We start from the raw sequence: 11,813 nt of genomic DNA on the forward strand, positions 1-11,813 counted from the left end.
ATTACCAATTACCAATTACCAATTACCTACACCAACCTTTTCTCGATAATGCGGCTCTAAAAGATTGGAAATATCGGGACCCAAAGGAATTATACCTCCCGGATTGAGCGGAAACAAATTTCCGTAATAATCTTGTTTGACGCTTTCCAAATCGCAAGTTTGAGCAACTCCTTTAAGCTGATATAAATCGCGTAAATAAGCTCCTAAATTTACATAATCCTGAATTCTACGGCGATTACATTTGAACAAACTGTAATATACTACATCAAAACGAAACAAGGTAGTAAATAAACGCACGTCAGCCAAAGTTAGCTGTTCGCCACATAGATATCTTTTATTTTCTAAACTTTTGTCAATCTCATCTAAAACAGTGAATAATTCATCGCAACATTTATCGTAAGCTTCCTGACTTTGAGCAAACCCGCAGCGATAAACACCATTATTTACAGCATGATATATTTTGTCATTCCACAGTTCTATTTCTTCTTTTAACTTCTCTGGGTAAAGATTGAATTCGGGATTGTTCGCAAACTGATTTAATTGAGAATTTAAGATTACGATAATCTCGGCACTTTCATTATTAACTATCGTGTTTGTTTGCTTGTCCCATAATATTGGAACCGTAGAGCGTCCTTGATAGCCCGGTTGAGCAACTTGATATAGTTCTGGAACGGTTTGACAATTTTCTTCTGGATTATTTAAAACCCAGATTCCTCGATCGGGAGAAGGATAAACAATCGATACTTCCACAGCATCTTCAAGTCCTTTCAAAGCTCTAACTACTAAAGTTCGATGCGCCCAAGGACATCCTAAACCAACATACAAGCGATAACGTCCCGCAGAAGGATAATAAAGATTATTTTCTTCCACACCTAGGTCATTGCGAAACTGACTTGAAGGGCGGATATATTCTCCTTTATTGTTACTAGGTGCCAGCTTGGACATCATAATCTGCCACATAGTAGTCCAGACAAATTTTCCCAGCTTAATAATTAACCCCGAAGGCAGCGATTTACCTTTTTTCTTAACTTCAAAAGTAGAGTTTTGAGACTTGTTCCGATCCACGTCTTCTTTTGGAGAAGTTATAGGCGCTGACATCGCAATATACCCTGAGTTAGATTTTTATTTATATTTTTTATTTTAATAATTTTCGGGAAGCTTAAACGTAAAATGTATTGAAAAACTATAATTTTTAATTTTAATTGACCGAAACTGCTCTTAATAATTCTTTCTACAGGCATAGAAACAAATCTTATCTGCGATGGAGTTTAAAACAAACGAAATGTAGTAATCTGGAATTGGACATTGATTGCTCAAAATTGAGTTAATTAATTCATCTGTAACTACATTAGGTCAAAAATTCAATGATAAATTTTAAAAATTTCTTAAAGCAATTAGGAGGAGTAGTTCTAAGCGGCGCCCTTGTAGTTACCATTTGGCTGGGAAGCGTACCTTCAGCCCAAGCAGCTATTTCCGGCAATTCAGTAGTACCCACCACTGAAAATAGCAGAATTCAGGCGATCGCCAGTTGCTTACCCGCAAAACTAACCATTCAAGAAAAAGACGCGGGCAATCGCATCGCCAATGCCTTGTCAGAAATGAAAAACGACCAGTTAGAAAGGATATACGACGTTACAGATAACCCTAAATTAAGTCAGTCAGAAATTGAATTCAAAAATTGTTTGCAGCAGAAAGGTTTTACACCCCAAGCAGATATTCAACGCTAGATCGATAAGTGGGAGATGGGGAGATGCGGGGGGACAAGGAGACAAGGATAATAAATAAAACCATTATCTTCATTCCTAACTCCTCATTTTCAATCCAAAATCTAAAAGAAACGCATCCGTTGTCAAAATCTAAAATTATTAACTCCTAACTCCTAACTCCTAACTATTCATTTGCATCGCTTGTCGCTACAATTTTCTGTGATGCAGAAATAAAAGGTTGGCTAAAGTTGCGGCAAGTCACAAGACGGCAAGAAAATCTAGCTGGATATCTTTTCCTCGCACCAGCTATTTTGGTTTTGGGAATTTTTGTGGTGCTACCCATACTTTATGCTGTATTGCTCTCTCTACAAAAAGTGCAGCTTCTGGGTGGTATTGAATATGAGTTTGTTGGTTTTCGTAATTTTAGTCAGTTAGTTGAAGATGAACGGGTGTGGATTGCTCTCAAGAATACAGCCGAATACGTGGCAATTGTCGTACCTTCGCAAACCATATTGGCTTTATTGTTAGCAGTTACTCTTAATTCTGGCATTCGCGGTAAAACTTGGTGGCGAGTTCTTTTCTTTCTACCTACAGTTACTTCTTCTGCGGTTTTAACGCTGATATTTATGTGGATTTACAACACCAACGGGCTGCTGAATGATTTTTTAAGCGCCATTGGGTTTCCGACATATAACTGGCTCGGAGATCCCGCAGTTGCTCTCAAAGCCATTATGATTATGAATATTTGGTCAACTGCACCGTTTTTCATGGTGATTTATTTAGCTGGTTTGCAAGACATACCTAAATATCTTTACGAAGCAGCAGAATTAGATGGTGCAAATGGATGGCACAAATTTATTCATATCACCATTCCCATGCTCAATCCAGTTACCTTTTTTGTGGTAGCAATGGGAATTATCGGTACATTTCAACTATTTGACCAATCTTACATATTTTCCCAAGGTACTGGCGGCCCAAATAATGCCACTTTAACCGTAGTTTTACTGATATATCAAGCCGTATTTCGGAACTTGCAAATGGGATATGCAGCGGCGATCGCTTTTCTTTTAGCAGTAGTAATTATAGCTATAACCTTGATTCAGCGACGACTCTTTGGAGGCGGAAGTTGAATAAAATCAGCAATATTGCTTGGTTAAAGGTACTGCTTTACTCAGTTTTAACTCTGTATGCAATTATTACTTTAATTCCTTTTCTGTGGGCGCTTTCAGCATCGTTTAAACCGTTAACAGAAATAGTTGCAGGAGAACCAAATTTTCTACCGAAGAACTTTACTCTCGATAATTACAAGCAAATCTTTATAGAAGAACCATTATTTTTACGTTGGTTTTTCAACAGCGTAATAATTGCTATTAGCGTCACCATATTAAACTTAATATTTAACTCAATGGCAGGTTACGCTTTAGCAAGACTGAGATTCCGGGGCAGACGCTTTTGGTTTTTTCTAATTTTGGCAATCTTAGCCGTACCAATACAAGTTACACTCATCCCCACATTTTTAATTTTAAAAACATTTGGCTGGTTAAACTCCTATCAAGGGATGATTATTCCCAACATGGTAAACGCCACATTTATTTTTATGATGCGGCAATTTTTTATTAACTTTCCCAGAGAATTAGAAGAAGCCGCAGCCTTAGATGGTTTAACTAGCTTGGGAATTTTCCGTTATATCGTACTTCCCCTAGCCAAACCAGCACTAGCAGCCCAAGCAGTATTTATCTTCATGAGCAGCTGGAATAACTTCTTGCTTCCCGTAGTTATATTATTCGATCCAGAAATGTTTACCCTACCCCTCGGACTAAACAGCTTCAAAGGTCAATATATCAGTTATTGGAACTATATAATGGCTGCCTCAATGGTATTTACCTTACCAGCCCTGCTCATTTACGCCTTCTTCAATCGCTACTTTATTCAAAGCGTCTCGTTTACAGGAAGTAAACAGTGAACAGTGAGCAGTGAACAGTTACCAGTTACCAGTTAGGTTTTATTCCCCTTGTCTCCCCCTCTCCCCATCTCCCCCTCTCCCCATTCCCCAACTGGCAACTTCAAAAAGTAGTTAGGGGAACAAATTGCACGCTTAGAGTGATAATTGTATTACAGCAGCGATTATCTTATTGTCTGAGTTAACGACCATTATGGGTTTTACAAGCCGGTGGAATCGCGGATATCACGGTTTATTACAGCTTAAAAAGGCTGAAATAGGCTTTCAAAGTACGTCTGGGTGGGAATAATTTACAAATATTTATAAAGTATTTATAAGTTCCTGCGTTATGACGTTTGAGAATACCGCAATTTATTTATTTTCTAATTTTTGTCTGAAAAATTCCCGCCGTATCGGTGCCTCGTTTTGAATTAAACCGAAGTTACCAATAATAAGCGGGTTAATAGCAAAAAACACTTTTTGTGTTGACTTTCAGCAATAAGAAATTAAGCATCGCTGTCTTAAGCTGTGTTGAGCATTAGAATCTTTGAGGGGAAACATGATAACGAGATTAATTAGCATTTTTATTGCTGGTGCGTTCCTAAGTTTTCAGTTGTTTGTCGGTAGCGCTTCAGCAGTAGAACTCGATCAAGCTACTCGCACGGTACCTTTGAACGAACAAGGCGATAACTATGTACTGAGCTTAAAAGAAGTTCAAAAAGGTAAACGCCTATTTAACGATACTTGTGCCCAGTGTCATGCCGGTGGTGTTACTAAGACAAACCAAAACGTCGGATTAGATCCTGAAACTTTGGCATTAGCAACTCCACCCCGCGATAACATCGAGGGTTTGGTGGACTATATGAAAAATCCCACTACTTATGATGGAGAAATCGAAATTTCTGAATTGCATCCTAGCTTAAAGAGTGCGGATATTTACAAAGAAATGCGTAATTTGACTGAGGAAGATTTAGAAGCGATCGCCGGTCATGTTCTCTTGCAACCTAAAATTGTCGGTAAGAAATGGGGTGGTGGTAAGATTTACTACTAAATCCATCGTAATTTTGTAGTCAGTACTTAGTCATTGTTCTGTAGTTGGTAAATCAAAACTGATGATTTGCTAACTATGGAGCAATGATTATTCCATTTTTGCTGACCTAATAAAGAGCAGGCAATAGGAAACAGGGAATAGGCAACAGAGAAAGAAGAGTGGATTAATTATTGTGATTATTCTTGCCGATAATCCTTGTATAAAATTCATCCCAACAGTTTTCGCGAATATTTATTTAAGCATCCCTTATACGGCTATAACCAAATAATTGATTCCTTGAAGTTTTTTTCACACTGTTCCCCATTCCCACACTTTATACAAATCGCGTTGTTTATTTACAAAAATTTTTATCTATGACATATTGTCGTATTTGGTCGCAATTTTATTTAAAATAGAAGAAAGATAATAAAAACTGTTGTTAGGAGAATTCAATGGAATTGATTGCATCCACTTTACGCCGTTTCGGCTTAGCTGCTCTGACTATGCTGTTAGTTGTCAGCAGTTTCGTGGCTTTTGCCCCTAGTGCTGCGGCTGAAACATTTACTGTAAAGTTAGGTAGCGACAAAGGTATGCTGGCGTTTGAACCATCTAAGTTATCAGTTAAACCGGGCGACACCATTAAATGGGTGAACAACAAAGTTCCTCCCCATAACGTTGTATTTGATGCTGCTCAAAACCCTGCAAAGAGCGCTGATTTGGCTAAACAACTTTCTCACAAGCAGTTGGTAATGAGTCCCGGACAAGAATTTACAAGCACTATTCCAGCAGATGCGCCTGCTGGTGAGTATACTTTCTACTGCGAACCTCACCGTGGTGCTGGTATGGTCGGTAAAGTTGTTGTTGAATAGAAAAGTTGAGCGTATTGCTCGCGCCCAAATTTTAATTTAGGTGGCGATAAAGATATAAAAAAGTAGAGACTTAGCATTGCTACGTCTCTACTTTTTTATCGCAGCGCTATTTTCCTTAATTGGAATTTTCTCTACGCTCTTGAATTTTACGTAGTCGCTCAATTAGCTTCTTAGAATCATCTGAAGATTCTTCTTTAACATTTCTCAGCCTTGAAGAAAGTGATGGTTTAGAAGTAGCTTGTGGTGCGGGTTCCTTGACGTTAACTCGCGCCTGGGACTTTGGTGTTGATGGTACCTTGGGCATTTCCTGACTGTTTCTCAGTCGCACTTCTACAGGTAGCTTGTCGTTGTTTTCCGATGCAGATTCGGGCTTCTTGGTTCTAATTTCAACTTGCGGCTTGATGTTGACTGGGGCTGAACTCTGAGTAGGAACAACTACGGCACCGGGAGACGGTTGTACATCAATTTTTACCGGAGCCGAACTTCTAGATAAATTTTCCGGCTTTTTCTGCGTTGGCTCATCTTTAGCATCCCGCAAGCGATCGACTAATTTATCTTGAGGCTTGGAAAATTCAACCGTATTACCTACGTCAGACTTGAAGTCAAGAGCAAAAGCGTATGCTTTAGGTGTACCATTTTTTCGGATGCTATCGCGATTTTCCTTAATATACTTTCGGAAATAATTTCTAGTTTCGTTGTCTAGCTTAGAGCCAACTGACCGATCGACATATTGAAAATAGTCAACTTTCCCGCGAGAATCAACAACTATAGTACCTTCTACTTTTCCTTCTTTTCCTGGCTTTGTCTTAATTACCTCAGAAATTGGTGGTTTGGTTTCAACGTTATCAAAACGTTGTTTAACTTCTGAAAACTGTTTTGCCAGAGCTAACTTTGATGGATTCTTAGGTGATAATTGGCTATTTTGAGGCGCTGTAGTTGTACTTGCATTTCCTGATGGTTGGTTTGGTAGCACAATTCTTCTGCTGGCAGATGAGTTTTGCCCCCATTGCTGCACGTTTTGTCCTGCGAAGGTTAGGTTATCGCCGGGTTTAGGAATATTTCTGTTAGTAGGAGCAATAAAATCTTCGGGACGAACTCTCCTCGGTTGATTTACAGCACCATTATTAACCCCTGGGTTAATTAGTGGATTAATCGCCACGCTATTACCAGTACTAATGCCGGGATTCTCCATTGGAGGAAGAGGTGGTGGTGCTGGCATATTAGCAAAATCTGGCACTGGTGCCGACTGTATCGCAGGTACGTTAGGAGGAGCCGCCGGGATTCTTGCGGGCGTGCTTCCTCTAGAAACCAATGGTGTCGGGTTTCCTAAGTTAATTTTTGGATTGTAAGGACGATTTTTAGCGTTAAATGAAGAGTTGAAATTTGGCCTCTGAAGTATCGGTAAAGAACCACTTCTAGGTAAAGCTGAAACATTCGGACTTGATGACTTAGGTAAAGGTGGTAACATCACCTTTGTAGAGTCAGGACTCACTGGTAGTTCTGTTAGCGGAGTCGGTTGAGTCGCAAAGTTTGGTAAAGGAATTCCAGGCTGTAAGGGAACTTGGGGTAAAGCTGAAATCTGAGGACGCTTTGTTTGAGGTAATCTATTTTGTTCTGCCTCAGATAACTCCAAGATTCCGACACTTGCCGTCTCTGGTTTTTGGTTTGGTTTGGAGTCAACGGGCATCAAAGGCAGGATGAAAGCAATAGCTCCGTGTATGCCGACGGATGCTATGGCTGCTATTCCAGCTGGTTGGCTGAGGAATTCGGGTATATTTTTGAGTACTGAGACGTAAGACATGGTTGTTATCGCTTACAAAGACGAAGGTTGCGGTTGACTAGCAATTTAATATATCAGGCAGTAATTTCAGGCAATAATTATTTGATTGCGGCAAGCCCTTTCAGATGCGTCCTTTTAAAAATAATAACTTTTTGTGGCAAGACTAATAATAGCAATATTGCCAGTTGCAGGAACGGTTGATTGATGCAAGCCGCGAAAGTGTATTAAAAAAATGCAAACCTATTGCCTCACAGGAGTAGTGATTGCGGTATTAAAGGATGAAAAAAAGGATCATCTTAAAACTATGCGAAAACTCTATCTTTCAGTTTGATGGTAAAATTAATCTAAGCATATATACTAGTTTTGATGAATTACATATATCTTTTTTTTACAAATTATCTACCAGATTCCGGAACTTTTTTCTTTATTTTTATCATGGATTACCTCTAGCTATTGTCTGTCAAAGAAAATTAATAATCTAACAGGCACTCTTTAGCTAATTTATAGCCAAAGCCGGACAAATTATCTTTTTCAGAACAGAAGTTGAAGCTACTATCTCAAAAAATACTTTTCAAGCAGTAAGGCTGAGACAATCATTAATTATAGATTATCTAGATCCATTAGCAATGTTCGCATAATACGGTAGGAGAAGTATCTACTTACGTATAAGTTATACCTAACCGTTTTTTTTTGGCAAGTATTAACTCTCAAATTACGATCCTAAAAGTACCACTATGCCTTTACCTATAGTTATTTTACCCGGATTTTTTGAAAGCGCCGAAGCTTACTATAAATTAGAAAAATCATTACAAAATTTAGGTTTTCCTACGGTTACGGTACCGCTGCAACGACGCGATTGGATAGCTACTTTAGGAGGAAGGGCTGTATCTCCGATTTTGCAACAGTTGGACTGCACGGTAGAGCATATTTTACAGCAAAAGGGTGTTTCTCAAATTAATTTAATCGGTCACTCCGCAGGAGGTTGGATATCGCGTATTTATTTGGGAGATGTACCTTATGGCAAAAGCAATCTTAATTTACTGACGTGGAAAGCTCATCCAAAAGTTGCCACTCTTGTAACTTTAGGTACACCTCATACTAGCTTGGAACGTTGGACTCGTTGGAATTTGGATTTTGTCAATAATAATTACCCCGGTGCATTTCATCTTCATGTTGATTACGTTTGTGTTGCCGGAAAAACAATTTTTGGTAAAAGAAAATTTGGAAACTGGCTGGCTTACAGCAGCTATAAATTAACTTGTGGCAACGGTAACACTTGGGGAGATGGAATTACGCCTATCGAAGCCGCTCATCTAGAAGGAGCAAGAAATTTAATTATTGAGAATGTGATGCATTCTCCTAGAAGTTCCTCTTGTTGGTATGGTTCGCCACAATCTTTATCAATTTGGTCGCAATACTTAGCATAAATGTATACTTTATTTTGAATATTTTAATATTTCTTAGTTAAAATTGTAATAAATGTAAATCTTTTTTAAGAAAGGAACATTCTATGCTTGCTCAAGAAAATCGATTTGATATTGTGATGCGACGGACGGCGACGATTCTATCAGTAGTGATTATTACTTTCAGTTTGATTGCTGCTAGTACGGGGATTCTGCTTTCTATTTATTACGAACCAGCTTCGGGTAGGGCTTATCAGTCATTAAAGATGATTACCGAAGAAATTCAATACGGCTGGTTATTCCGTAAAGCTCACCACATTGCTGGTAATGGAATAATTGTTGCTGCTTTGATTCAGATTGTAGTGATGTTTTTGGGTAGAAAATTTACTAAAAGCTGGTATACAGCCTGGGTTAGTGGAATATTCTTGACATTAACCGTAATCGGATTAAGCTGGACATCGATGATTTTGGGCTGGGATCAAGTTGGCTTTTGGCGCTTTAATATCGAATTAGGAACCATTGAAGTAATTCCTTTTATCGGTCAGCAGTTAAGAGAAATTCTGACTGGTGGTAGTGGCGTTAGTACCTTGACAGTTCAGCGTCTGTATACGATACACAGCTATATTCTCTCTACTGCTGCGATTATTTTGTCCGTAGTGCATTTAGTCAGCGTGCTGTGGGTTGAAAAACAAGTAAGCAGCCCGCAAGAGCTAGTTCAAGGTGTTGGCGCATCAGTAGCAGAAAGTTGAGATAATTTTGCAATGGGAATTTCTTCTACTTCTGGTAAATTTTCCAAAGAAAGACGAGTAGATTGATTACCACCAGACAAGCGTTTCAGCAGATCCGGTCTGGGATCGTGCAACAAATAGATTAGGCGATCGTCAATTTGCCAAGTTTCACCACTGGCAATCAGATTGATTTTATCGTCTCTTTCTACAAATAACGGTAGCAAGTCGCCAGTCCGGATCAATGCTTGTAATTGAATTTTTTGTAAAGAAAAGCCAGGATCTTTCAAAGTCATAGTTCCTAGTTTGACTTGTTCGTCATCGAGATGTTGATTCCAAATTTTGAGCTTGAAATCGGCAAGAAAGGCTTGAAGAACTTTACTGTTGTTTTTGGTACGAGTTCGAGGATCGCGAGGATAAATTGCTAAAACACGAGGTGGATCGAATTCTTCTGCGGCTCGTTGGGCTAGAACAAAATTAACTTCACCGTTTTTAGTCATAGCTAGAAAAGTACCCACCGAATCAAGTCCAGCTTCTTCTAAAACATTGGCATCTAAAGCACTGCTAGTCAAAACCCTTAGATTTTCCGCTTGTGCCTGCTGAGAAGCTTCTGGATCTGTATCAATCATGACTACAGTTTCACCGCGTTCTTGAAAGAAGCGGGCAATCAAAATACTTAAAGGATTGCAACCGACAATTACCGCTCCAGTTGCTTGTTTCAAGGTAATTTGCAACAATTTTGCAACCCAACCTGCTGTAAGTCCTTGACAAAATACCGTCATTAATATTGTCAAAAACACCAAAGCTTTAATTGCGTCACCACCGTTGATTCCGCGCTGCGTTAGCAAGATACCGAATAATGAAGCAACTGAGGCTGAAACAATACCCCTCGGTGCAACCCAACTTAAAAATATCTTTTGTCTCCAGTTGAGGTCGCTGTTCCAGGTACATAAAAGAATATTAATCGGTCGCACTACGAACATTAGCGCTAAAACGGTGAATAAACTACCCCAGCCCAAAGCGAATACACTGGCGATAGATAAATCCGCCGCGAGCAAAACAAATAATACCGATATGCAAAGAATCGTTAGCTGACCTTTAAAATGGCGCAACAACCGTTCTTCCGGTACCGATGAATTAGCAAAAACAGCTCCTGCCATTACAGTTGTCATTAGTCCCGATTCGCTGCGAATCATCTGCGCCAAAGTAAACAAGCCCCATACAGAGGCAAGTACTACCAGATTTTTTAGTTCAAATGACAAAATATTGGCTCGCTTGAAAAATAGCGCTAACAGCCACCCGCCTACTCCACCGATTAACGCGCCAATACCCAAACGCACAAACAAACCTGTAATAGCGTTTAAAGGATCTGCGTCGCCGTTCAAAATAGTATCGAGAACAACAACCGCAAGAATTGCTCCTACAGGATCGATTAGAATCCCTTCGCCTTCTAAAAGCGTCGAGACTTGCCGGTCTACTTTTATTTGTTTGAGCAGTGGAGTAACTACTGTCGGACCTGTTACCACCACAATCGAAGCGTAAAGAAAAGCGATTGGCCAAGGAAACTCTCCCAGCCAATGAGCCGCCATGCTTCCGCCCACCAATGTAATTAAGGTTCCTAACGTTACGAGCAATTGCAGGCTAGTAGAAACCTTGCCTAATTCTCGTAATTCTAGGTCTAGTCCGCCTTCAAACAGAATTATTGCCGTTGCTAGAGCAACAATTACTTCTAATCCAATGCCTAACAAATGGGGATGTAATAACCCAATGCCATCCGCTCCAAAAAAGATACCAAACAGCAGTAAAAAAACAATGCTAGGCACTTTAATGTAGGCAGCCAGCACTTGGGCGCTAATGCCTGCGACAACAGCAATCACCATTTGCAGGGTGATGTCAAAAGATGCTTCCATATTGGAGATTTTGAGCCTTGTATTTCAAAATCTATTGTTAAGAATAGTCGATATTAAATTTGATTGATCAAGGGTTTGTGCCCCTTAAAAGTTGTTGAATTAATAGTTTTTCCTAGAGTGGTTATATTACAGCATTTTCCTAGTATTTGTACAATAGCCGCGAAATGCATAGGCGTTTATTCAAGTGCTGCGGGCGGGAATTGTTGCAAAATTATTGAAAAATAATAGCCCATTATCTATGTTACTTTCCACCACTTTAACAACAACGATCGCAATATGGGGGAGTCAATCGCGCGTGAATATTTTTTTTTGAACACAGGTATTGACAAATCTCGCGAAAGTCGCTAAATTTATAAAAGTTAAGAACACAGGCCCCCATCGTCTAGAGGCCTAGGACACCTCCCTTTCACGGAGGCGACAGGGATTCGAATTCCCTTGGGGGTATTAATTA

General features: G+C 39.4%; 10 protein-coding genes and 1 tRNA gene. 8 read left to right on the top strand and 3 right to left on the bottom strand.

Annotated features, from left to right (window positions below):
- Positions 1-15: 15 nt before the first annotated feature.
- The gene (locus ACM03V_RS05100; protein WP_414619675.1) at positions 16-1,098 is read right to left on the bottom strand and encodes a glutathione S-transferase family protein; all 1,083 of its coding nucleotides are present in this window, start codon (positions 1,096-1,098) and stop codon (positions 16-18) included.
- A gap of 266 nt (positions 1,099-1,364) precedes the next feature.
- Here ACM03V_RS05100 and ACM03V_RS05105 point away from each other — a divergent pair, with 266 nt between their 5' ends.
- From ACM03V_RS05105 to petE, 5 genes are all read left to right on the top strand, one after another.
- A complete protein-coding gene (locus ACM03V_RS05105; RefSeq protein WP_414619676.1) occupies positions 1,365-1,727 on the top strand; it encodes a hypothetical protein in 363 nt (120 codons plus the stop codon).
- A gap of 227 nt (positions 1,728-1,954) precedes the next feature.
- Positions 1,955-2,836 (top strand): carbohydrate ABC transporter permease, encoded by an 882-nt coding sequence (locus ACM03V_RS05110; RefSeq protein WP_414619677.1) that lies wholly within the window; start codon positions 1,955-1,957, stop codon positions 2,834-2,836.
- Complete coding sequence (locus ACM03V_RS05115) at positions 2,833-3,669, top strand: carbohydrate ABC transporter permease (RefSeq protein WP_414619678.1); 837 nt, start codon at positions 2,833-2,835, stop codon at positions 3,667-3,669. The genes ACM03V_RS05110 and ACM03V_RS05115 overlap by 4 nt, the downstream gene beginning before the upstream one ends.
- Positions 3,670-4,204: 535 nt before the next feature.
- Complete coding sequence (psbV, locus tag ACM03V_RS05120; RefSeq protein WP_414619679.1) at positions 4,205-4,696, top strand: photosystem II cytochrome c-550; 492 nt, start codon at positions 4,205-4,207, stop codon at positions 4,694-4,696.
- A 431-nt stretch (positions 4,697-5,127) separates the two neighbouring features.
- Positions 5,128-5,544: a plastocyanin gene (petE, locus tag ACM03V_RS05125; protein ID WP_414619680.1), complete on the top strand. Its 417-nt coding sequence runs from the start codon at positions 5,128-5,130 to the stop codon at positions 5,542-5,544.
- A gap of 115 nt (positions 5,545-5,659) precedes the next feature.
- Here the strand turns inward: petE and ACM03V_RS05130 are convergent, their stop codons facing one another.
- Positions 5,660-7,345 carry a hypothetical protein gene (locus ACM03V_RS05130; protein WP_414619681.1) on the bottom strand — a complete coding sequence of 562 codons (1,686 nt, stop codon included), beginning with the start codon at positions 7,343-7,345 and terminating at the stop codon, positions 5,660-5,662.
- 713 nt (positions 7,346-8,058) lie between these two features.
- On the opposite strand from ACM03V_RS05130, the gene ACM03V_RS05135 reads away from it, so the two are divergent.
- A complete protein-coding gene (locus tag ACM03V_RS05135) occupies positions 8,059-8,751 on the top strand; it encodes an esterase/lipase family protein (protein WP_414619682.1) in 693 nt (230 codons plus the stop codon).
- A gap of 83 nt (positions 8,752-8,834) precedes the next feature.
- A complete protein-coding gene (locus ACM03V_RS05140; RefSeq protein WP_414619683.1) occupies positions 8,835-9,476 on the top strand; it encodes a cytochrome b N-terminal domain-containing protein in 642 nt (213 codons plus the stop codon).
- On the opposite strand, the gene ACM03V_RS05145 is transcribed toward ACM03V_RS05140, so the two are convergent.
- Entirely contained in the window at positions 9,443-11,362 is a 1,920-nt protein-coding gene (locus ACM03V_RS05145; RefSeq protein ID WP_414619684.1) for a cation:proton antiporter, read from the bottom strand. The genes ACM03V_RS05140 and ACM03V_RS05145 overlap by 34 nt on opposite strands.
- 371 nt (positions 11,363-11,733) lie before the next feature.
- Here ACM03V_RS05145 and ACM03V_RS05150 point away from each other — a divergent pair.
- Positions 11,734-11,806, top strand: a tRNA-Glu gene (locus ACM03V_RS05150).
- Positions 11,807-11,813: the final 7 nt, after the last annotated feature.

Source organism: Calothrix sp. CCY 0018 (assembly GCF_963920925.1).
GTDB lineage: Bacteria > Cyanobacteriota > Cyanobacteriia > Cyanobacteriales > Nostocaceae > Rivularia.